This is a genomic window from Blastopirellula sediminis (assembly GCF_020966755.1).
Lineage (GTDB): Bacteria > Planctomycetota > Planctomycetia > Pirellulales > Pirellulaceae > Blastopirellula > Blastopirellula sediminis.
The window spans coordinates 1429280-1452630 of record NZ_JAJKFT010000004.1; the positions used below are offsets into that span (position 1 = coordinate 1429280).

Sequence of the window (23351 nt, forward strand, 5' to 3'; positions counted from 1 at the left end):
CCGGTTATCGAGGGGCTCTTTATTTGGATTTAGTAGTCGACCAGCGGCAGGTAACCTAGTTCGGTATTGCTGACCGTGGGAGTTTGTCGTCCCTTGGTCTCAGCGGCTTCGGCAAGGGAAGGAACGCGCGTGAGGACATAGTTCGTCAATTCGCGAAGTTCGATGGTGCGATCCTTGTTTTGCGAGTCTCCATGTCCGTCGGCGAATCCTTGTAGACTTTCGAGCACCGCTTGCGTGAAGAGTCCATGAGCGAACGCCTTCGATTGATACGAAGACTGTCCAAGACTACAACCGGTAATGACCATCGTCTCTCGTTGACGCAATGGACGAACGGCGTATTTAAGGCTGTCCGCGGTTTTCGCCATATCGCTTGCTTTCAGACGAGGAGTGTCCGCCTCAAAGCATGTGTCGATCATAAAGATTTTGCGGCATGGCAAATCGGCGATTTGACGGATAGTCGACCATGGAATCGAATGATCCAAACCGGCCGCCGCACGAGCGCCATTTGCGTTTCCCGTATTTTCAATCGCATCGATCGTTATGAAGTAGTATTCCGGATTTTCTCGGTTGGCGACCTTGGTTGCGCCATGCCCCGCGACATATACGATCAGCACATCGCGCGGATCAATCGACTGAAACTGCGACTGTAATTGGTCAGGAAGTTGATCGATCGACTCCTTCGTCACTTTTTGATCAAACATCAATGAGATGTTATCTTGCGCTAGTCTGAAGTGACGCGTCGCTCCCCCCTGGAGCAGCCCCAATACATCGCTAACGTCATCCCGACAATACTCCAGCTTTAAACGGCCGGGGTAGTCGTTTGCGGCGATGCCGACGTAGTAGAGATTCGGCTTGTACGGTGTGGTCTTCGCCCGAACCGAGACTCGGGCATCGGAATAATCGCCAACCGAGTTGCCCGACTTTTGCGACGCAACGACCCGCACGAGATTTCTTTCATTGGGGGGAACCACATTCCAGGTTAGCGTTACGACATTTCCATGGATGTCCTTCTTTTTGGGCTTCTGAGCCGGTATGCCGTTCACATAAAGCGCCAGTTCGTAGTTGTCGATATCCTCCTCATTGGTGAACACAAAGTTCGCTTTCGCTTCGATCGTTCTCCCGGAGGCAAGTTGCTCGTTCGGCAAGGGACTTTCGATTTCGACTCGCGGCAGACGCTTCACGACCGGCGACACTCCGTCTTGCAAATCGGTCGGAAGTTGTTGCTTGGCCGTTTGAAAAGCGGCTGGTAAACTTCGCGCCGTCAAAAGGTTCTTCATTACCTCCGGCTTTTCGAGTTCCCGACGAAATCGGTCAGCTTGAAAAAAGCGGGCTACAGGATGGTCGTGCTTGTCGTTCAGTATCCAGCCGATAAGCTCGTCGCCCCCGGCGGACGCGTTGTAGAATCCCTGGGGCGTCCACATTACCCACTCGTTACGATTGTCCAACACGAGACTGGCGACCGGCTCCCATGCAGGTTTTAACAGGATTGCCTGCGATCGCCGATCGCCTGGCTTCTGGACCGACAGAATCACCGTTTGCCACAGCTTCGTATTTTCGAGAGCGCGAAACATCCCGTCAGCAGTATTTGCTTCTGCGAATCCCCCATTCCCTTCGTAGACGACTTTCAGAATTTCATCACCCGGATTAATTCCTCGACGAGCGATGATTCCAGCGGAATCGACGCCGCCGACCGTAAGGGTATTGGCGCCCTTTTTCCGAAAAACGGCGCCCCAACCTGCTTCCTGGCTAAACTCTCTTCCCGGCGCATTCAATCCATTGAGGCTCCAGATTTTCGCCGAACCATCGACCGAAGCGGAAGCCAGGTAGCGTCCATCGGCGGAAACGCAGAGCGACGTAACTTGGCCATAATGGTCACGAAAGTGTCGCAGCAGCCGACATTCGTTGGCGACGCTGACGGAATACACGAAGATCCCGTGTTGCGACGTGCCAATTGCAATTGCGTACGGAGCGCCGGTCGCGTCTGAGATCCAGGCGTAGCATTCCGCTAAGCCTTGTAGAGAAGGGTCTAGGTGAATCAGCTTCCGCACCGCGCCGTTTCTCAATTCGACCGAATAGTCGCTATTGGAGCGGGTGACGCGCCAATTCGACGCGTTGTCGCTTCCCGAACGCCATTTTCCCAGATTGGCGGCCGGGTCATAAATCTGGACTTCTTTCAGGTCGAATCCATGCGTCAATTTGGCGTCGAGAGTTTCCCAGGAGTCTTCCGTTGGAATCGTCGACATTCCTAATCTGTACGTCGAATTGGAATCGAACGCGACGCGATATAGCTTGCGAGTACTACCGGCAATCGGTACCGGCGATCCGTCGGTAAACGGACGGCTCAGGAAATTCCCTTGGTCGTCCTTCAAGGGAAATAGGGAGATTGATCCATCGTCGGAAGGAGTCGCAAAGCAACTTCCATCCGGACTGACGGCAGACGCCAATAAATGATCGCCGGTCGCCAGCTTCAATTCGTCGAGCTTTCTACGACCGCTCAAATCCCAAAGTTCAACATAGGCGTCGCCAGTTTCGTTTTTCATCGTCGTGACAAACAACCTTTGGGAGGATGCGAAGGCGAGCGTCGCGACGACTCGCCCTGTTCGTAACAGACGGGCCGTGGTCGACCCAACGTCGCTCCAGTAGTAGAGATTGCCCGCACGATCGGCCGAAGCCCAAACGCCGGAATCTGGCGCCTTCGCGATCGCATGTACCGCACCAACATGAATCTGTTTTCGAGTCTCCAAACGCTTGCTCGTCAAATCGTAAGTCGCGACATACCAGCGATCCTTGTCTCCCTGATTCGTCGCTACCGCAACGGTATTGTTAGAAAGAAAAACAGCGGGCCGATTGCCCATCAAGCGTCCACCGAGGGGCGGCAGATCTTGCTTCGCGGTCCAATTGGTGGTTTCCCAAATTTTCGATACCCCATCATTGCTGACGGAGATGAGATGACGACCGTCCGGGGAAAATGCAAGCGAACAGACCGTATTTTTATGCCCAGGTAGTCGGTAGGCCCATTGATGCGTGCGCAGATCGTAGATCTGAATATCGCCGCCGGTATCTCTCGCTCCGTATCCACCAATTGCTACATATTCTCCTCCGGGGGAAATGGCGAGTGCGTAGATAAAACCACGCGAGCTGCGAGATATCTCCCAAAACAGCCTGCCAGACAACGTCGGACGCAACTGTTTGTTCGCTCCCTCGCGTGTCAGGCCCCAAATGCTGACGAATTTGTCCGATCCCCCCGATAGCAATTGTCCGGAGTCAGGCGTAAACGCCAGCGACTGAACCACTCCCACCGGACCATTGCCCGTCAGTAAGAATCGCGGTGGTCCTTCTTGTCCCCAACTGGGGACTGACAGTGCCGTCAGGACCAGTGTTGCGACCACTCCCCCCGATAAAATACGGGTCGGGAAAAGAGACTGCTGGCGCATGGGACGTCTCGAAATATGGATGAAATTTTATGCTAGACGTGTTATTCTAGGTCCTTTCAGGGGGTATAGCAACAAAAGCCGGGCCGGCTTGTTTCGCATCCAATCAAGGCGCAGCAAATATGCACGGAGAGTCGAGCGAAGAAGAAATTCAGGCGTTCATCCAAGGAGATCCGGACGCCATTGAGCAGATGTGGGACGCGTATCGGGACCGTCTATTCGCGCTCGCCAAGCGGAAGCTCGGCGCCAAGCAATCGCGCGTCGCTGATGAGGAAGATGTCGCGATCAGCGCCTTCACCAGCATGGTCCGCATGGCGAACGAAGGAAAGCTTGAGAAGATCGCCGACCATCAGGACCTCTGGGGACTTTTCGCAACGGTCGTCGTGCGCAAAGCTTACGCGCGGATCCGCTACAACAAGGCTGCGAAACGGGGCGGCGGCGCCGTGCGCGGCGAGTCGATCTTTGAGAACCCGGCCGCCGGCGCCGAACGAAACGGCCTGGCCCAGTTCGACGCCGAACAGTTGACGCCGGAGACCGAAGCGATCGCCGAAGAAGAATTTTGCCGCTTGCTTTCGAAGCTGACCGACGTCGAGCGTGAGATCGCCCTCATGAAAATGGAGGGAAGTACGAACGAGGAAATCGCTGAAAAATTGAATTGCTCGACACGGCGAATTACTCGAAAATTAACCCTGATCCGGGAGCGGTGGGCGGACGAGAGCCAGACATGAGCGGAAGCAAGGGCAAGCTTCAGGCGTTAGGCAAGATTGACGCGATCTGCGATCAATTTGAACAGGCGTGGAGCGTCAAATCGCCGGCCAACCCGGTCGATTTCGTCGCCGATCTTTCGGGAGAGGATCGCCGCGCAGCGCTCGCCGAATTGTTCTTGCTCGATCATGAGTTGCGGCTGAAATTCAATCTGAATTGCTCGATCCAGTATTACCGCGAGCGTTTTCCCGCCGAACAAAGCGTCATCGAAGGCTTGGCTCAAGAGCTGGAAGCGACGTTACCGCCGTCGCAAGGGAGCGACCTCGTTTCGACCCGTCACATCTTTTTCTCTCCCGGCGACGAAGGTATCCCGGTCACCTCGCTTTCGGAGGGAATGATCGTCGGCAACTGCGAGATCATTCGCGAACTGGGACGAGGAGGTATGGGGGTCGTCTTTCTCGCGCGGCAACTGAGCGCTCATCGAAACGTCGCCCTGAAGATCGTTCGGCCCGACTATATCGAGTCGTTGACGGAAAGCGATCGCGAGTCGCTGATCGACCGGTTTCAAAACGAAGTGATCGCCGCTACCCGCGTCGAACACCCAAACGTGATCGCCATCTACGAAGTTGGGAAGTTCGGCTCGTCCCCCTACTTTACGATGCAGTTCGCCGCCGGCGAAGCGCTCTCGAGGAAGTTGCGGAAAGGTCCGCTCGATTCGGAAACGGCCGCGCGCTACTTGCTGCAAGTCGCCCATGGCGTTTACGCGGCGCATCAACGGAATATTTTGCACCGCGACTTGAATCCGAGAAACATCCTCTTCGACGACGCATCCGACCGGGCGCTCGTGGCCGACTTCGGCCTCGCCAAGCTGCTGGACGGCGCTTTGACGCGAACCAACGACGGGGCGCTGATGGGATCTCCTCCCTATATGGCGCCGGAGCAAGTTGCGGACAGCGCCAACGTGACGACCGCCGCCGACGTCTATGGCCTCGGAGCGACTCTCTATCACATGCTGACGGGGCGTCCTCCTTTTCTCGCCGCAAGTCCCTCGGCGACGCTCTACCAGGTGGTCAATGATCATCCGGTGCTGCCGCGCGAACTCAACCAAAGTTTGGCGCGGGATATCGAAACGATCTGCATGAAGTGCTTGCACAAAGAGCCCCGCATGCGATATACGTCGGTTGCGGCCCTGGCGGACGACTTGCAAAGGTTCCTCGATAACCGACCGATCGTCGCTCGGCCGATCAGCTCGATGGAGCGATTGTGGCGTTGGTGCCTCCTCAACCAAGGAACCGCAATCGTTTTCGTCTGCATTATGACGTTGCTGACGATCGCTTGCTTGATCGCGTCGAACCGGTATATCGTCGCCAGCCGGAATCAGATTCTCGCTGAGCAGCGCCAAGCGGAGTCGTTGCGGTACTTTCAACTGACGTCTCAGCTCGCCGAGGAAACGGTTGAGTGGATCTCGCAGGACCCTCGGCTTCGCGCTCATGGCCTGGAAGAAGCGCGCCGAGTCCAGTTGGAGCGTGCGGCTCGTTGCTACGAACAACTGGCGCTCATACGCTCGGAAGACCCCGAGCTTCTAGAATCGCAGGCCGCCGCTTTTTTGCAGCTCGGAAAGATTAATCTCAATCTTCAAGAGTTCTCCAAGGCGGAAGTCGCTCTCCGGCAATCGCTTCGCGTTCTCGATTCGATCGTCGATTCGTCCAGCGTCGACCCGCGCATCTCTTCCGAAGCGTACGCCACGCTGGGGGACGTACTGCTGAACGTCGGAAAGCTCGAAGACGCCGAGGCGAGTTACCTGCTTGCCCGTACGCAACGTGAAGCGTCGCTCGCCAAAAATCCCACCGATCGCCAGGCGATTATCGACGTGGCGAAGAGTCTCAGCGATTCGGGACGAATCCTGGAAACGCGCGAAGCGTTTGTCGATGCAGAGAGAGAATACGAGAGCGCTATCGCACTCTTTCAAAGCGAAACGATGCAGTCCAACCGCACTCATGACGAGTATCTGGCGCAAGCGAAGTTGCAGTCCGATTTAGCGCGGGTATTAGCGCGTCAGGAACGACTGGAGGAGAGCGTCTCGGCCAATCGCACTGCGCAGCAGATCGCTCAAGAGTTGTTGAGGGCGCTCGATCGTGATCCTGATGTGCAAGAGCTGATCGTCGCCTGCCAGAACAATCTGGCTGATTTGTTTCAGCGACTTGGCCGTTCCGAGGAAGCGGAGAACGAGTATCTAGCGGTCATCCAGACATTGCGTCAGATGACCACGACCCATCCTGACGTCGACTACTACGGTCGCAACTTGGCGCTTACGCAGCACAATCTGGCCAGCGTCTACATGGAGAACGACAAGCTGGAGGAAGCTCGTCAGCAGCAACAACTCGCTATCGACTTATTAGCTTCGCTAGTTCAGAAGCGACCGGAGTCGATCGATTTTCGACATCACTTGAGCCGCGCTCAACTGCTGCTGGCGAACATCTTGCTATCGCTGGATCAAGCGGCCGAGGCGATCGCTACGCTTGGCTTCGCTTCTGAGGAACTAGAACAGCTTTCGCACGATCACCCGGACGTCGTCGATTTTCAACGCGATCGCGCTCAGTGCTACGGCATTTTGGCCAACATTCGCCTTGATGAATCGGACTTTGTCGAAGCGAAACGACTGCTGCAAAGCGCACTGACGGCGCTGCAGTTCGCCTTGGACTCGCCCGACTGCTTTGAGGCGAAGCAAGACGTCGCGGCGTTATACGTTCGCCTTGGCGGACTTGATCTCATGACGGACGATATCAGCGCTGCGACTGCCGAATTTCAAAAGGCGAGTGCGCTCTATGCAAATCTGCGGGAGACCGGCGACTCGGTCTACCTGCAACAAGCCGACGCAATCACGCACCAAAATCTCAGCCGGCTCTATTTCGATCGAGAAGAATGGACGAAGGCGACGGAACACGCCGCGCAGTCGATTCAGTTGTTGGAATCTTTGCATCAGATGGAGGGAGGAGAGAACTTCGCTGACGACCTTTTAGATGAATATTGCTATTTGACGACGTTGCCGACGGAGTCGCTACGATCGGCGGCGCTGAATAAAGGTTCGGTCTTAGTCACGCAATTGGTAGAAAGCGACGCATCGTCCCGTTACGCCGCGATTCATTGGCAGATGTATACGAAATTGGCCGAAGGGGCGCTGCAAAAAGACGGAGACCGCTCAGCCGCATTGCAACATTACTCGACGGCGTTGGTCATCGCTGACCGCTTTTGCCAGGCGAACCCGCAAGACGAAAACGCGCGACACCGACTGTTTCGCGTCTACCAGGCCCGTGGACGAATTCAGACCGAAATGGGCAAGCTGGACAACGCCCTGGCCGATCTGAAACAAGCGGTGAAGTACGCAGACGACGCGAGTTCGCAATTTGCGAAAGTTCAGCTTGCCTGCGGTTTGGCTCGCTTGAAACAGTGGACCGAAGCCGATCGAATCGCTGGGGAGCTTGTCGCTTCAACCGATTCCCAGTCGATGCTGGAAATGGCCCGCTTCCACTGTTTGGCGGCAGCCGGACGAAACAAGGAAACGTCCGCTCGGACGGAATCCCATCTTCAGCAGGCGATCAAAACGCTGACCCCGATGATTCAACACGACGATCAGCTATCCAAAACGCTGGAATCGGACGACGAGTTTTCGGTTCTGTTAGCCGCCGATGTCTGGAAGTCGACCTTCGGCTTGAAAAAGGAATAGTCGCTCTTCGCGTCGAGTTACTTCTTGGCGTTCGCGACAGGAATCATAAGTCGGAATCCGATGTCGTCAGCGCCTGACGCTTTTTCCGTGGCTCGCCAGGTAACGCGAGCGTCGTCGCTCGACTTGGCGAAACTGCAGCCGCGAATTGCATGTTGATCTGCGAAGGAGGCGGCTTGGGCCTGTTCGCCATGTCCGGGGGCGTAAATGTCGCTGCACCACTCGGCGACGTTTCCTAACAGGTGCGAAAGTCCGGTCGGGGTCGCTCCGCTCGGGAGCGAATCAACCGCCACGGGGCCAGCGATATCCGAACCGAAGAAGAGATTCGCGTGCTCCATGTCGAGCATCGGAGATCCCCACGGGTAAGGAAAGCCCGCGCCTTCAGCCCCACGAGCGGCGAACTCCCATTCGACTTCGGTTGGCAGGTCTCCGCCGGCCCAGTTGCAGAAGGCTTGCGACGCCTCCCAAGAGACGTCCCGAATCGGCTGATTCGCGGCCGATCCCGCTTCTCCCCAGGTAGTCAGCCAAGCTCCTTCCTGGAACTGCTTCGTCGCCTCCGCGAACTGCTCAAACTGTTCGTTCGTCGTTTCGGTCGTCGCCAAATAATAAGGTCGCTCCGGCAGACGGTCTTCGGCCGCCAATTCGCCAGGCTGCAAATCCCCTTCCACTCCGTATTTGAAGTTGGCAGGCTTGATCAATACCAGGACCAGCGGCGCCTTCTCGGCCAGCGCGACAACCTCAATCCGCGTCGGCAGATTCAACTCAGGATCGATCTCGGCGTCTTTGACGCCTCGCACTTGGGTCGGCAACGCCGGCCTGGGGTCGGGCATTTCGTTCCCCTGATCTTGTCGCTGAACCAATTGGAAAGGCCCCAGCGGCAGTTCGTTGACCGATTGCACCTTGAGCACTGGCTCTAAGCTTTTATACCCCTCTTTGCTGATCAACGCTTTGTGCTCACCGACCGGAATGTTGTAGTACTTTCCAAGCTTGGTTTGACCGGCGGACTCAATCTCCTGTCCGTCGATCGAAATGATGGCGTCGTCGGGCGTCACCTTGATATGAACTTCGACTAGTTCTTCGCTAGGAAATTTCGCTATTTCCTCGTTTTGAACTTCCGTAATTTCCTCCGGATGTCTCGCAGCACGTAGCTTTAACCCAACAATGACCGCTCCAATCAGGATCAGGGCGCAGAGCGGGTAGAGTACGTACGGCTTGCCCAGGAAATCGTTGAGCGATTGGGACGACTTGGCAGAGGGCTTCGCCGGAGACGACTTCGCGGAAGACGTCGTGCCTGAACGCGTTGGCGCGGTGGAAGCGGCAGCGGCGGCAGTTGCCGTGGCCGCGTTCGTTGACGTCGGCTTCGAAGCCGATTCCGCCGGCTTGCTGACCGGTTCGGCGGCGACTTCGAAACTCTTGATCGGCACGTCGCGCAGCAGGTCAAGCGCCTTCTGAGCCGTCGCCGGTCGTTCGGCGACATGTTTCTTCGTCATTTTTTCGATGACCGTCGCCAGATCGTCGGGGATGCCCGGGGCGATCTGACGGATCGGCGGCAACTCGTCGTCGGACGTGTGCCAGCGCATCCACGCGGTATTGGCGTCGATGGCGCCAACTCCGGTTCCAGGGAAGAGCGAGTCGAAACTAGGGCCTTTCAACAATTCCAGCGCCGTAAACCCAAGACAATAAAGATCGAGCGCCGGACCGAACGGGCCGAACTCCGACTTAAGGAGTTCCGGCGCCAGGTATTTCATGCTGCCGGTCGGGACACGAATCTCGGCGTCGACGCCAACCTCTTCAAAATCGCTCAACTTGACCCGGCCTTCGCTGTTGATCAGCAAATTGGAAGGTCGGACTTTGCCGTGGAGCTTTCCTTTTCGGTGCAAAAAGTTGAGCGCCCTAAGTACTTGTTGCAGGACGCTACGAACCAGGTCGAACGACAACGGACCTTGCGCAACCTTGTCGGCAAGGGTTCCTTCCATCATTTCCATCACAATCCAGCCGCGACTGCGGTCGACGCTGTAGACCGTCAGGATGTTCTCATCTTGGTGCTGGGCAAGGAATTGGGCCTCTTTCAGGAACTGTTCCAGCATCCGTTCGTCGCGCTGCGCCTGCGGAGAAAGTTGCTTGACGGCGACCTGTCGGTTGAGTGTCAGATCATGGGCCCGATACACAATGGTATTTTCCCCACGACCAATTTCCTCGAAAGTCTCAATCGAGTTTGGCGAGCTCATCGAAGGTGTTCTCCACGTCGTCGTTTTTAGCGTGCTTTAGTCGAACTCCGACGTAGGGCACTAGGAAATCCCCGCCAGAATCGGCAAGCGATTGTCTTTATAATGTCCGACTTCCACGTAAACTAGACATTCAATAGGGAAATCCTTATGCGATGTCGGCCGCATATTCCATTTGCGGCGACGGTTCTTCGGAAGAGCGAACCCTGTGAATTCAAAAGAGATTTACGCGCGGACTACTCGACATTTCCTGGCGCCGATTATCCCGTTGCTGGATGATCCATCGGTCAGTGAAGTGCTGATCAATGGCTGCGACGTCGTTTATTACGAGAAGGCTGGTCGGCTTCATCTTTCCGATTGCAAGTTCGAGAGCGAGGCGGCGCTGCAAGCCGCTGCCCGCAACATCGCCGAATTTGCGAACCGCACGATTGACGGCGCCAATCACAGCGCCGACGCGCGTTTGCCCGACGGCTCACGCGTACACATCATCGTCCCCCCAAGCTCCCGCAACGGCATCTGTCTTTCGATTCGCAAATTCCAGCGATCGTCGTTCGATTTAAGTCGTTTGGTAGAGGGCGGTTCGATGACGTCGGAGGCGCGAGAGTTTCTTACCCTCGCAGTCGCGCTGCATAAAAACATTGTCATCGCCGGGGGGACAGGCTCCGGAAAGACGTCGCTCTTGAACGCCTTGTCGGCTGAAATCCCGGAATACGAACGAATCGTCGTGATCGAGGATAGTTCGGAGCTGCAATTGCGTCAGCCGCATACGGTTTACCTGGAAGCTCAGCCGGCTCGGCCCGATGGAACCGGGCAAGTGACGATCCGCGACTTGTTCGTCGATTCGCTCCGGATGCGGCCTGACCGCATCGTCGTGGGCGAAGTCCGGCGGGGGGAAGCACTCGACCTGATCCAATCGATGATTTCCGGTCACGCCGGGGCGCTCACGACGGTCCATGCGACTACCGCTCGAGACGCCGCGGTCCGCCTGGAAACGCTGAGTCTGATGAGCGACGTGTCGCTTCCGGTTCATGTCGCCCGCACGATGGTCGCGTCTGCGATCCACCTGATCGTGCAGATCGGACGTTTTCCCGATGGCAGCCGACGCCTGAAGGCGATCAGCGAGTGCCTGGGGATGGATGAGCGAGGAGAATACGTCTTCCAAGATCTGTACGTCTTTCACGCGAGCGGTACGGACGAAGCGGGAAAGGTTACTGGGGAGCTGGCATTTACCGGGATTCAGCCTCAGTTTCGGCGGGAAGTCATCGAGCAGGGAATGGCCGATCGGCTCGATCTGACTCGAAGCGTCTTCCTAAGTCCGGACCCCTAGGAAAAAATAGTCGTGCAGGGGGGTGTGTTGCGGTGATGCCCTTGATTATTTTGATGAATTCCAACGAAAAGGTGTCTGGCTAACGGATCGGCTTGCCATGTAGCTGATGTGCGGAGAACGCACGATGGATTACTTAAAAACACGCCCCAAGGCGTTCACCAAAAGCTTCATTAACGCGGAGTACGACAATGTTGACCCAGATGAAAAGCGCGGTAGACAAGTTCCACAACGACGAAGATGGCATCGAGGCCCTGCAGGTCGTCATGATCGTCGCATTGGCCGCGATTATCTTGATCGCCTTCATGACGCTTGGCGACAAAGTGATCCAATGGATGCAGGAGAGAGTCCAAGAGTTGATGGGATAGTCGCATGTCTAGCGAAACTGCGAACGCCGCTAATGATCTGCCAGAGCGATCCAATCGCCTGGCGACGCTTTGGCGGATCGGTTGGCTTTTGCCGGCGGTCGCCTTGGCGGTCGCAGCGACGCTGACGCTGGTTCCACTGCAAGGGGGCTGGAAGACAGGCGGCGGATTGATGCTGCTGATCGCGGTTGCGATCGCAGCATTCACCGATATTCGGCAACGCCGGATCTATAACTGGCTCACCTATCCGTTATTCCTTTGGGCTTTGGGATTGAATCTTGTCGCCAGCATTGGTTGGCCGCAAGAAGGGACGGCGGCGTTCGCATTTACAGAGGCGATCCCCGTTGGTCCTGCAGCGCTCGGAGCGATTGGGATTGGCCAATCGCTAAGCGGCGCCGCGACCTGTTTCACGATTTTGCTGGTCGCTTACTTGCTTTCCGGCGGGGGCGCCGGCGACGTCAAGATTGCGGCTTGTATTGGGGCTTGCCTCGGAATGAGAGCCGGCCTGTTCGCTTTGATCACGTGCTACCTGGCGGCTGCCGCCGTCTGCGTCGTCTGGTCGATGTGGAAGCATGGCCCGGTGAAAATTGGCGTCGGCTTCGCTCGTAAGGCGGCCGCGATCCTCATTCCCGGATTCGTCGCCCCTCCGGATCAGGATCAAACCTTGTTGTTGGAGAAGCCGGTTCCCCTGGGACCGTTCTTCGCCTTGGGCAGCATTGTCGCTCTTTCCGGAGTTATCTCGTGATGCGAGTGAGGAGGAGCGAAAAACGACGCGGCGCCATGTCTTTGGAAGTCGCCCTAACGACGGGCCTTTTGGTTCCTTTGGCGGCGGCCCTCTTTTACATGGGATTGCAGATTTACCAATACCTGTTCGACATCACTTCCACCCTGGTCGGTTGGCCCTATCCATAACCTTGGCGGTCTGTTCTAGCAATGTTCGCTTCTCCCTACGAACTCGTACGATCGGTCGAAGCGATTTGGATCACCTGGTTCATCAGCGTCGCCATCTTCGTCTGGATAACGCGACAAGCGATCCGGCGCCAACCTTGGCGACGACTGCGGCGGCTGAACAATAACGAGACCGGAGGAGCCTACACCCTTTCGTTGGTTTTAATCGTCCCCTTCTACACGCTCTTGATCTGCGTCATCGCCGAGACGACGCTAATCCTGACGGTCAAGACCGGCACCATCTATGCCGCCTACCAGGCGTGCCGCGCCGGCGTCGTTTGGTCGTCGGCCGCATCCTGGGGCGAAACGCAGTCCAAAATGCGCCAAGCGGCGGTCGAATCGATGGTGCCCTTCGCCAGCGGAACGCAGGGGAAAGGAAAGTCGGGGACGGAATCGGCTCAGGCGCGACGCTACCTGGACGCCTACCAAGAGTACGCCAAGACCCCAGGAAAACGAAGCTACCTGGCCGCCAAGTATCGCTACGCCGAGAAATACGTCTCGATCAGCAGCGATGGTCCGCCGGCCGAGTGGCATTCGGATCTGGAGGTGACGATTCAATACGAGTTCCCGTTTACAACGCCAGGCGCCGGGATGATTCTCGGCAAGAAGAACGCCGACGGTCGATATTGCTTGTCGATCATCAGCAAGGCGAAGTTGCAAAACGAAGGTCCTAAAAACGCCCAACAGCGAACAGGAATTCGATATGCATCGCCTGATTAACGACATTCGCGTTCTCTTCGCGGAAATCTACGATCCGCCTGCAGCGGCGCGCAGCGCGTCTGCTCGCCAACTACTTGCTGGTGAGGACGGAAAGCTGACGCTCGCGACGATCTTTGTAATTCTCGCCCTCTTGGTCATGACCAGTTTCGTGGGGAACTCCGGCAACGCGGTCAAGGAAAAGATTGAGATGCAAAACGCGGCCGACGCCGCCGCGTTCAGCAGCGCTCTTTGGATGGCCCGCGGCCTGAACGCGATCACGGCGACCAATCATCTGCTGGGCGAATTGACGGCGGTCTGCGTCGTTCATGAGGCGCTCGGCGGTCCCGAGTTGGACGCCTACGGCAATGATGGGTGGACAGACAATGACGCCAAAACGATGAACACGAGAATTCGAGGCCTGGTCAACCCCGACCTCGCTCAAGTGACGCGATACTCGCCCTATTGGCAGGCGATGTTAAAACCGATCAACCAAGCGGACGATTATTTCCTTAAGAACTTCATCGTCAAAGAGATCGCGAGCGAGGATGAGAAGTTCCATGCCGGCGCTACTATTTACGACGCCAAGATCAACCTGAAGCGCGAGACGTTCTCGAATCTCACGATGAAGTCGATCGCCAACGCCGGCTACTTCGTGCCGCCGTTCATTGGCCCCTTTCCGGTCGGTATCGTCACTGCGGCGATCGCTTCCGGCGTTCATTTCTACGCCGAACTGCAACTGATTCAGATCTTGAAGGAGTGGTACGTCATCAAGGCGATCGAGTTGGCGGCGCTCAGCATGGCCAAGCTCAAAGACCCGATCGAATCGCAAGCGCTCCCGACGTTGGCGAAGTTCGCCGAGGCGATTGGTCGCAGTAAAGCGTCGGGCGGAGCAAGCCTGGTTGCGATGCGCGTCGACCAGGAATTGCAAGGCCTCGGCGGATCTCTGAACGCCGAACTTTCGTTTTATCCGACCAAGCGGACGCTGACGCTGCCGGTCGAATTGGAACCGCCGCTGAAGCTGCAAGGAAAGGCAGGCTGGAAAGAACAAGAGCCTCCGCCGATTGATCAAGGGTTGTTGGACAAAGTGGAGGAAATGCGAGCGGAGGCGAACTCGAATGATCGAGATGCGCTGCGAAAGCGCTCGCAAAAAATTCGCGAAATTGAAGCCCTCAATGAGAAAGAGCGTAAGGCCCAAGAGAAAAAGGAAAAGGCGGAAGAGGACCTGAAGAAGAAGCAAGAGGCGAAGGAAAAGGACGAGGCCGAATCGCCCCCCAAAAAAGACCCCGACCGGGACAAAGAGATTCAGGATCTCGAGCAGGAACTGGACGACCTCGACGAGGAGATTAAAGAAAACGCGGAGAAACGACTGGAGCTGATCAAAGAACTTCGCTTGGAAAAGTACGCCGGCGACAAAGAAAATCCATCGTCTGGCGATCCGCACGAAGAATTGGACGAGAACGCTCCGAAAATGCCCGATCAAAGACACATTGATGCGAGTGCGAGAATGAAAGGGCGGAAAGCGATTGAGGAGCAGATCTCCATCCTGACGTCGCAAAAGAGCTCGCTCCAAAAGATGGTAAACGACGACAAGCTGGAGCTTAAGCCTGAGGAGGAGCGGCGTCTGAAGGTTTCGTTGAAGCAAACGCAAAACATGCTAGATATCCGCCAGAAAGAGCTGCAATACAGCGGCCAAACCGCCAAAGAAGAGATTATGGAGTTTTACACCACCTCCGGCGGAAATCCGACGATCAAGAATCTAGGCAAAATTGACGTCGATTCGACGATGCTGAAATACAGTCAGTGGGTTCGCGCAAGTTACCCCTACGTAGATGCGTTTCGCTCCGGCATCCTTTCTATGTTCGAGGAGCAACTTCCCAAATCACGAGCCGCCGAGTCGTTTCAGCGCTATTGCGATCACTTTTCGATGGTCAAGCCGCTTCAGTACCGGACTGGAAAGGGATGGGAAAAGGCCTCTGCACCCGCGTTGAACTGGCGCGACAAGTCGGGGCGCGAGCCGCTCGCCATGGTGGTGATGAAGTCGACCTATTCCGGAAACCAATCGCATAAGGGGCGTGAGCCCTGGATTAAGGACGAACGACTCGCCGAACGGTACTTCACGGTCGTCGGTTTCGCTTATCGCCCCGCCGAAGAGAGCGTTTTCAGCGCAAACGTTTTCGCCAACTCCCATCCCGGCGGTACTTTCGCCTACGCACAAGGGATGGTCTACAACGCCAATGAACAAGTCGAACCGCCGACGTCGCCCGGTTCGACGCAACCGAATGTCGGCTGGGATACTCTTAATTGGGAGTCGCCGGTTCGTGCGCCGGAGCAGGGGAGTGGAAACGCCCGGACCGGCGCAGTCTGGCCGTGGGAGTTTTTCTCCGGCAACGCGATAAATAGCAATGAAGCGCGGGTCCAATTAAATTGGCAAGCGAAACTGGTCCCTGTGACGGAGACCCGAATCGGGGACGCTCGCAAGGAAAAGTCGGTCGACGGCGACGTCCGGAAGCTCTTGGACAAGTCGAAGAAGAACCTGCGTAACCTGGTGACGCACTGATATGACGATGGGCAAGCGAAAACCTGGATCGGCTCGATCTCGCGAAGGCGTTGCGACGCTGGAATTCGTCATGGTCTTTCCGCTGTTGACCTTTTTGATGATCGCGATCATCTGGCTCGGGTATTTTTGCGCCGGTCAAGCGTCGGTCACCATATCGGCCCGGAACGACGCCTGGCGGATGCGACACGGTTCCGGTTCAGGAGCGAGCGGCGCCGCGCAAGGAGAGTCCCCCTTCAACTTCGCAACTTCCAATCGTTGGACGAAGGATGCGACTTCAACCGTCAACGTAAGCGCCGTTTTTGATTCCATCGCTCAGCCGAAATCGCATCACACCATTACCGGAGGTTCCTGGGATCACAACGCCGTCGATATGAACCGTCCACCCAACTGGGCGCTCTACGCAAAGGTTGGCGCCAGCGCAAAAACGGCAAACGTCCAATCCAAAATGCCCGACGGTTTGTTCAGCAGCGGCCTAAATGCCGATGCGAATACGGCGATTGACTTGGCGCTCGACTATATCGGGGGGCAAAAGGTGTTGGGAAAAGAGATTTCCGACTTGCTGAAACCCCTGGAAGACATCTTCAAGCGGCTCAAATAGCTGAGTTCAATTCTGCAAAGTACGCGCACCATGAACGAGACCTGGAAATCACGACTTTGGAGCTTCGCCAAGTATGGCGGACGGCTCGTCGTGATTGCGCTCATGGTGGCGATGATCGCGAGCACCGCCCGCACCTATTACCGATGGCTGCAACCAACGCCGGAGTTGGCGGCGGCTACTCCCGTCGCTCCGCCGTTGCCGATTGAAGTCCTCCATTCGCTGCCGGCGGACGGCTACTGGACGTTCCAAGAGACCCCGTGGCGGTTTCGCCAGACGGAAGTAAGAGCGACTGACTTTGAAGATCATTTGAAAGGGTTGGCCGGTGCGGCGACCGGCTCCGATGGTCCGACCGAATTGGATGACGCAATTCTTCCCATTCTCGATACGGCCAAAGTTATCGGTCACCCTGTGACGCCGGATGTCCAGAATTATCCTGTCGCCGGACCGATTACGATGCACTTTTTGGTTCGGCAACTCGCGACGCGTCGCCAGGTGTTGGCGGTGCTGTTAGAGGTCCCGTCCGAAAGCGGACCGATGATCCTGGAGTTGTCGCTGCGCGGTCCGGAGGTCGACGCCGACTCGAAAGCTCACTTGCTGCCGCTGCCGAGCACCGCCTCCCGGATGATGGCCCGCTGGTCCGATGAGGGAGACTTGGTGCTGGAATGCGTAAGCGTCGCGCAGCCCCTCGAGGATCTGAAACGCCAATGGATCGCAGAAGACCCGTCCATTCATGAACTGGACGCCAATCTTGGAGAAATCGAAGGCTGTTTGTTAGAGCGTCGCCGAGAGCGCATTTTCGTCTTTCGAACCTCTGGCTCTGGCGACAGCCTTGTTTTGGTGAAGTTGCCAAGTTAGTTCATTCTAATTGAGTATTCCAACCTAGTTTTTCGCCCCGTCGAGCCGCCCATGAGTCACACTCTGAAGTTCCTCATCGCCGTCGTTATTGGCATCGTCGCCGCCGGACTTAACTGGTTCTATCTCAATTCCAAAACCTCTCCCCGTCAGTACGTTATCGCCAAAGCGGACATCAAGCAGGGTGATCCCATCACGGACGATCAACTCGACAAGGTCGAGATCGCCGGCGACAAGTCGAAGCTCGACAAGTCGTTTATCCCGTATGAAAGTCGCGAGATCCTGACAGGGCAAACTGCTCCCCGCGACTACCAACAGGGGGACGTCTTCTTCTATCGCGACCTGACTCCGCCGAAGATCGTTACGAAGTATCGGGAACTCGGGCCCTACCGCGTGATTAGCGTCGGCAGCCGTTTTTCGGAGTCAATCAAGCAGGGAGAATCCTCCGCTGGAGGAAACGAAGACACGGTCACGATCGCGGTGAAATGGCCTCCCGAAAAGCCGACCTTGCGTCTCATGGATATTACGCGACACGGACGGACCGATGACGAATTGGAAGACAAGGAAGCTCAGATCGATCGCGTCCTCGTTTGTCCCCCTCCGAAAGACGCCCCTGCCTATACGGCCAACACCGACGTCAACTTGGGACTCGCGACCAACGAAAGAGCGGCCTTCATTTCGCTCGATGGAATCGACAATGTCCCCCGGGTGCTCCAAATTGGTCAATGGATCGGTTTCGTGGTGCTGGATGACGCGTCATCCACGGCGCTGGAAATTGAGAGCGACAGCAACGAATAGGCTACTCCGATGAAGGTTTGGTACAACAACGTCGTCGACCCCAATCGCCAGGTGAAGGATGTCGAAGGAAATCGCATCCGCATCGGCCGGGCGCCCTATAACGAGATCGTCCTCGACAGTCCCTATATCGCTGAGGAAGCGGCGGTTCTCTACCGTCGCGGATCTTCCTGGGAACTGGTCGCGCTCGGTCTCAATGGCCTGAAAGTAGGCGATCGTCAGCTCTACAACGGCGAAAGCTGCAAAGTCGCCACCAACAATCAGATCGCCATCTTTCCGTTCTCGCTAACGCTGGACTTGCCGTGCGAGGAAGCGGTTACCAAGGCCGAACAGCGTGCCGCGCTCGATCAGACCGCTTCCAAGTTGATTAGCGACGTCCACCTCGAACTCCTCAATCGCCGCGATATGGAGTTGGAAGCGAAGGGAGGCAAAGCGGAATCGGTCGAGAGCCTCTGGACGCTGGAACAGGACCTGGAACTGATCGCGAAAGAACAAAAGCTCTTTACCGGCAAGCTAATCGAACATGTCGCCGCCTACGGCATGCGCGATCGACTACTGTCCGATCTATGCGAGATCTTGCCAGAACACGGGGATACGGGGCTTTATGGAAAGCGTCACTGGAGTCGTCTCGTTTCGGTCGTTCCCGAGCGTGAGCAAGAACTAGATCGGACTGCAGAGTATCTCCGGAAGTCGCTGAAGCTTCACGAGCTGACCGATCTGAGCGCGAAGATCGACGTTGTGGAACGAAGCTTCTGGGATAAATGGGAAGCGATCGGCGGCGGGATCCATAAAGACTTTATCCAGTATATGGCGCTCCGTTTCGTCAAGAAATCGATCAAGGACATCGTCTTTGGCTACGGTCCGCTCGAAGACCTGCTGCGACTTCCGACGATTTCGGAAATCATGGTGGTCGATCGAGAGCACATCTATATCGAACGCAACGGCGTGCTCGAAAACTCCGGTCGGCGATTCACCTCGGACGCGGTGATTGAGGCGATTATTCAGCGGATCGTTTCTCGCGTCGGACGTCGCATCGACAAATCGTCGCCGCTGGTCGACGCCCGACTGTCGGACGGGAGCCGCGTCAACGCCGTGATTCCGCCGCTCGCCGTCAGCGGTCCTTGCATCACCATTCGCAAGTTTCCCTATCGCAAACTGCTGATTGACGATCTGGTCGCTAAGAAGGCGCTGTCGCGCAGCGTCGCCGAATTTTTTCGAGCCATCGTCCTGCATCGCTGCAACATTTTGATCTCAGGGGGAACCGGAACGGGAAAGACCACCCTGCTCAACTGCATGAGCGATTTTATTCCTGATCGCGAACGGATCGTCACCGTGGAAGACACGGCCGAATTGCAGCTGAATAAAGAGCACGTCGTTCGCATGGAGACGAAGGAATCGAACATCGAAGGGAAGGGGGCGTACACGATTCGAGATCTCGTAAAGAACTCGCTCCGCATGCGTCCTGACCGCATCGTCGTCGGCGAATGTCGTGGGCCCGAGGCGCTCGACATGTTGCAAGCGATGAACACCGGGCATGACGGCTCGATGACGACGATTCACGCCAACAACACCGGCGACGCGATTCGCCGCTTGGAAGTCCTGGTGCAAATGGCGGCCGACTTGCCTCTGGAAGCGATTCATCAGCAAATCGCGTCCGCGATTGATATCGTCATTCAGCTTCGCCGCATGCGAAATGGCCGCCGCGTCGTCTGCCAGGTTTCGGAGTTGGTCGGATTAAATCCGACGACCAAGCAGCTGATGATCCGCGATTTGTTCCTGTGGGACGACGCGACCGAAGATGGAATTCAAGCGACCGGGCACGTTCCCTCGTTCATGAACGAGCTGATCGAGACTGGTCGACTAACGCTTGACGGACTCTACCTTCACTAAAACGCGCGAAAGAACCAATGATCCCCGTGATATCGACAGTCCTGGTCTTCGTAGCGGCGTTTCTGTGCGCTACGTCGCTGAAGAGCGTCTGGGATGGAATCACGAGTCGCTATATCGCCGACTTGGAGAAGTCGCTCGACTCCCTGTCGATCGATCGCTCGCACATTCCGACCATTCTGCGCTGGTGGGGTATTTCCCTGATCGCCGTCATCGTGATCCTCGGCATCTTGATGCGTATGCCTCCGCTGGCCTTGGGCGCCGCCTATCTGGTCTTCGTAAGTCCCCGCTTGATCCTGGAGATGTTGATTGAGCGACGAAAGACGAAACTGCGCGATCAAATGGTCGGCGCAACCGTCGCGATCGCCAACGGATGTCGAGCCGGACTCTCCCTCGCCCAGGCGTTAGAAGAGGCGGCGCGAGAGATTCCGGAGCCGCTCGCATTTGAGTTCCGCCGAATTACCAACGAATACAACTGCGGTCGACCTCTGGCCGAAGCGATTCAATCTGCGAAAGAGCGTCTCAACCTCGACAGCTTTACGTTGTTCGCCATGTCCCTGCTCGTCACTATCGAACGGGGCGGAAAGCTGACGGAGTCTTTGGAGCGAATCAGTCAAAGTCTGCAGGAATCGCAACGACTTGAGCGAAAACTGGCCGCCGAAACGGCCAGCGGCCGCAACGTTGTGATGTTGCTGACGGCCTTTCCGTTTTTGTTCTTAGGCTTCGTCTTCATCACGAAACCGCAGGACACCATGTTGGTTTTTCAATCGCTGGTCGGCCAGATCATCATGTTGGTCGTGATGATCCTGGTTTACGTCAGCGTGCGGTGGAGCAACTCGATCCTGAAGCTGGAGTTGTAATCCCCTTCGCGGAGGAGCCAACGTAACGAGAATCTCATGTCGCAATTTCAGATAATTAGTTCGTTGTTACTTGGACTGGCCGGCTTCGGTTTGGCCTGGACGCTGCTTGACGTCCTGACCCGGCCGCGGCTCGCTCGACCTGGGCAAAACAAGTTTGAACTTACGCGACGCCAAGCGGTCCGCCAGAACAACAGCATCTATCGCTGGTTTGAGCCGCTAATCGACGAGTGGGCCGCAAGCGGTTCGCTGATGGCGCCGGAACGACGCGAACAACTCGAGCGGCAAGTCCGCATCGCGAGCGAACGCAATCTGGGAACGCCTGACGAGTTTCTGGCGACCAAGATTATTGAAGGCATCCTGATCGGCCTCGGCTTTGCGATTGTGGGAGCGCTCGCGGGGTTTTGGCTCATCGGGCTGGTCGCAGGCGCCTTTATCGCAGTCAGTTACTCCGAACTTTCTCGCAGCACCATTTCCGATCGCGCCACCAGGCGGATGATGCGGATTCGTTTGCGACTGCCGCATGCGATTGAGCTCGTTTGCTTGATGATGGAAGCAGGGGCCGGTTTTCAAGATAGTCTGGAAACGGCCGTTCGAGAGAATGTCGACCATCCGCTGGGACAAGAGCTCAACGTCGTCGTTCAACAAATCGCCGCCGGGCGAACGCGTCACGACGCGCTGGCCGACTTCCAGCAGCGGCTAAGCGACGAAGACGTCTCTGAGCTGGTATTCGCGATCAATAAGGGAGAAGAGTTAGGAACTCCCTTGGCCGTCACGCTTCGAAACCAATCGGAGCAGATGCGTCTCAAGCGATCGCAGTGGGGAGAAAAAGCGGCCGGCGAAGCGCAAGTGAAGATCGTCTTTCCAGGCATGCTGATCATGATCGCTTGCCTGCTGGTGATCGTTACGCCGCTCATTTATCCGCTGGTGAATTCGATTTTTGGAATTTAAGTTCGACCTAGACGAGGCCGCGTGAGCCATGCCTGCATTTGTTGTGATTACCTCCGGTATTACCGCCGGTCACCGACAGTGGATTGAATCGCCGGTTCTCCGGGTCGGCAGCGACAGCTCGTGCGGGGTCGTCGTGCCGTCGCTAGAATTGGCGCCCCATGCGGGAACGCTCGAATACCGCAGCGGTCAATACTTCGTCTACAACAAGAGTCTCCATGCGCAGACTGTCGGCCAAACGGAGTTAAAGCCGATGGGCTCGTGCGTTTGGCAGCCGGGACAAGTCTGGCTGCTTGCATCCGATGCGACGCTGATGTTGGAAGTGGAAGGGGATCCGGCGCCTTGTCGAGAGCAGGTCGATACGCTTCCCTCGGTTCTCGAGGAGGAAGATGACGATTCGTATCCAGCCGAGAAGGCCGACGATCAGGAAACGGAAGCGAAGCCCTCCCTCAACACCGGACAATTGATCCAAGTCGGCGTCATCATTCTTTGCGTAATCGGGTCGGTCGCGCTACTGATGCAAGACCAATTGAAGGACAAAACGCCGCGCGCTGACTTACCGACGCTGAAGGAGATCGTCGACCAGAGCCAAGCAGGCTTGCCTAACGAAACGCGGATGTTGCAGTACGCGATGGCGATGAAACTGCGCGATCGTCCCGAGGATGCGAAACGCTGGTTCTACGAGCTGCGAGATCGGCTACTCGTACGCCAAGCGACGCTTCGGCAGCAAAACGAGCCCGATTCGATCCCCATGCTCGACTTTACCCTGGCTCAACTTGAACAGGTTGAATGACCAACAATACCGCTGGCATTCCACTCGTGTGGAGCCAGGGCAGCGCAACCAGCGCTCGGGGGTCTTGTTCCTAAGGTCGGACATCGAGATTCCGAAGTTGTTTGACTTCAGACGCAGCTACTCAATCTCCGTCTTCTCGAAGAGATCGACTCCAACGCCTGGGAAGTGAAAGCCCAAGAGCTACGAGACGAAGAAGCAGAGCTACGACTTCAGATGGAGCGTTGCAGTGGTGATTGGATCGACATTGCGATGAAAGCGTTTGAACTTTCGCAAAGCCTGAAAGAGATGTGGGGTTCGGCGGATTAGGTTGCGAAACGTAGAATCCTCGAAATCACCTGTCTGAGCGGCAAACTCGATGGCGTAACTCTTTACGTCACAATGAAAAAGCCCTTTGACCTGTTGGCCAAAGGGCTTTCTTAAAAAAAGTGGCGGGGGCCGGATTTGAACCGACGACCTCGAGGTTATGAGGCTGCCCTGAAAGCCCTGCCAAATTCACCTGAAACCGTGAACTGGTCGTAGTTTACGAAAACCGGATTGGTGACGCAAGTCATCGCAAATAATGGCGTTTTTTCTCGGGAAAATCGCGTATCCGGAATCGAAAGTGCGTATAAGTGCGTAGTCATACTCTCGCGTGCTCCGGCTTATC

17 protein-coding genes and 1 pseudogene are annotated in these 23351 nt (G+C 56.4%); 15 read left to right on the forward strand and 3 right to left on the reverse strand.

What is annotated here, in order from left to right; translation table 11 throughout:
• Window positions 1-29: 29 nt before the first annotated feature.
• Both LOC68_RS09485 and LOC68_RS28760 read right to left on the reverse strand, forming a co-directional pair.
• Complete coding sequence (locus tag LOC68_RS09485) at window positions 30-2744, reverse strand: caspase family protein (protein WP_230218047.1); 2715 nt, start codon at window positions 2742-2744, stop codon at window positions 30-32.
• Between the two features lie 177 nt (window positions 2745-2921).
• Window positions 2922-3434 (reverse strand): annotated as a pseudogene (locus tag LOC68_RS28760) (WD40 repeat domain-containing protein); the annotation flags it as partial.
• A gap of 119 nt (window positions 3435-3553) precedes the next feature.
• Here LOC68_RS28760 and LOC68_RS09490 point away from each other — a divergent pair.
• Together LOC68_RS09490 and LOC68_RS09495 are read left to right on the forward strand one after the other, a co-directional pair.
• On the forward strand, window positions 3554-4159 hold the full coding sequence (locus LOC68_RS09490; protein WP_230218049.1) for a sigma-70 family RNA polymerase sigma factor: 606 nt from the start codon (window positions 3554-3556) through the stop codon (window positions 4157-4159).
• A complete protein-coding gene (locus tag LOC68_RS09495) occupies window positions 4156-7860 on the forward strand; it encodes a serine/threonine-protein kinase (RefSeq protein ID WP_230218051.1) in 3705 nt (1234 codons plus the stop codon). Before LOC68_RS09490 ends, LOC68_RS09495 begins: the two co-directional genes overlap by 4 nt.
• A 17-nt stretch (window positions 7861-7877) precedes the next feature.
• Here LOC68_RS09495 and LOC68_RS09500 read toward each other — a convergent pair whose 3' ends face one another.
• The gene (locus LOC68_RS09500) at window positions 7878-10085 is read right to left on the reverse strand and encodes a bifunctional serine/threonine-protein kinase/formylglycine-generating enzyme family protein (protein ID WP_230269184.1); all 2208 of its coding nucleotides are present in this window, start codon (window positions 10083-10085) and stop codon (window positions 7878-7880) included.
• Window positions 10086-10290: 205 nt separating this feature from the next.
• On the opposite strand from LOC68_RS09500, the gene LOC68_RS09505 reads away from it, so the two are divergent.
• The 13 genes from LOC68_RS09505 to LOC68_RS09560 all read left to right on the forward strand — a co-directional run bounded on the left by LOC68_RS09505 (window position 10291) and on the right by LOC68_RS09560 (window position 22705).
• Window positions 10291-11409 carry a CpaF family protein gene (locus tag LOC68_RS09505; RefSeq protein WP_230218055.1) on the forward strand — a complete coding sequence of 373 codons (1119 nt, stop codon included), beginning with the start codon at window positions 10291-10293 and terminating at the stop codon, window positions 11407-11409.
• A gap of 188 nt (window positions 11410-11597) precedes the next feature.
• Window positions 11598-11774 carry a hypothetical protein gene (locus tag LOC68_RS09510; RefSeq protein WP_230218056.1) on the forward strand — a complete coding sequence of 59 codons (177 nt, stop codon included), beginning with the start codon at window positions 11598-11600 and terminating at the stop codon, window positions 11772-11774.
• A gap of 4 nt (window positions 11775-11778) precedes the next feature.
• The gene (locus LOC68_RS09515) at window positions 11779-12516 is read left to right on the forward strand and encodes a prepilin peptidase (protein ID WP_230218057.1); all 738 of its coding nucleotides are present in this window, start codon (window positions 11779-11781) and stop codon (window positions 12514-12516) included.
• Window positions 12517-12551: 35 nt separating this feature from the next.
• Window positions 12552-12683 (forward strand): hypothetical protein, encoded by a 132-nt coding sequence (locus LOC68_RS28215; protein ID WP_255671096.1) that lies wholly within the window; start codon window positions 12552-12554, stop codon window positions 12681-12683.
• 21 nt (window positions 12684-12704) lie between these two features.
• Window positions 12705-13439, forward strand: coding sequence for a hypothetical protein (locus LOC68_RS09520; protein ID WP_230218058.1), 735 nt, complete (start codon window positions 12705-12707; stop codon window positions 13437-13439).
• A complete protein-coding gene (locus tag LOC68_RS09525; RefSeq protein WP_230218059.1) occupies window positions 13423-15975 on the forward strand; it encodes a pilus assembly protein TadG-related protein in 2553 nt (850 codons plus the stop codon). The genes LOC68_RS09520 and LOC68_RS09525 overlap by 17 nt, the downstream gene beginning before the upstream one ends.
• Before the next feature lie 7 nt (window positions 15976-15982).
• Entirely contained in the window at window positions 15983-16573 is a 591-nt protein-coding gene (locus LOC68_RS09530; RefSeq protein ID WP_230218060.1) for a TadE/TadG family type IV pilus assembly protein, read from the forward strand.
• A 30-nt stretch (window positions 16574-16603) separates the two neighbouring features.
• The gene (locus LOC68_RS09535; protein WP_230218061.1) at window positions 16604-17428 is read left to right on the forward strand and encodes a hypothetical protein; all 825 of its coding nucleotides are present in this window, start codon (window positions 16604-16606) and stop codon (window positions 17426-17428) included.
• A gap of 51 nt (window positions 17429-17479) precedes the next feature.
• Complete coding sequence (locus LOC68_RS09540; protein ID WP_230218062.1) at window positions 17480-18223, forward strand: hypothetical protein; 744 nt, start codon at window positions 17480-17482, stop codon at window positions 18221-18223.
• Window positions 18224-18232: 9 nt separating this feature from the next.
• On the forward strand, window positions 18233-20110 hold the full coding sequence (locus LOC68_RS09545) for an ATPase, T2SS/T4P/T4SS family (protein WP_230218064.1): 1878 nt from the start codon (window positions 18233-18235) through the stop codon (window positions 20108-20110).
• A 17-nt stretch (window positions 20111-20127) separates the two neighbouring features.
• Window positions 20128-20967, forward strand: a complete 840-nt coding sequence (locus LOC68_RS09550; protein ID WP_230218066.1) for a type II secretion system F family protein — start codon at window positions 20128-20130, stop codon at window positions 20965-20967.
• A gap of 36 nt (window positions 20968-21003) precedes the next feature.
• Window positions 21004-21915, forward strand: coding sequence for a type II secretion system F family protein (locus LOC68_RS09555; RefSeq protein ID WP_230218068.1), 912 nt, complete (start codon window positions 21004-21006; stop codon window positions 21913-21915).
• 28 nt (window positions 21916-21943) lie between these two features.
• Complete coding sequence (locus tag LOC68_RS09560) at window positions 21944-22705, forward strand: FHA domain-containing protein (RefSeq protein ID WP_230218069.1); 762 nt, start codon at window positions 21944-21946, stop codon at window positions 22703-22705.
• Window positions 22706-23351: the final 646 nt, after the last annotated feature.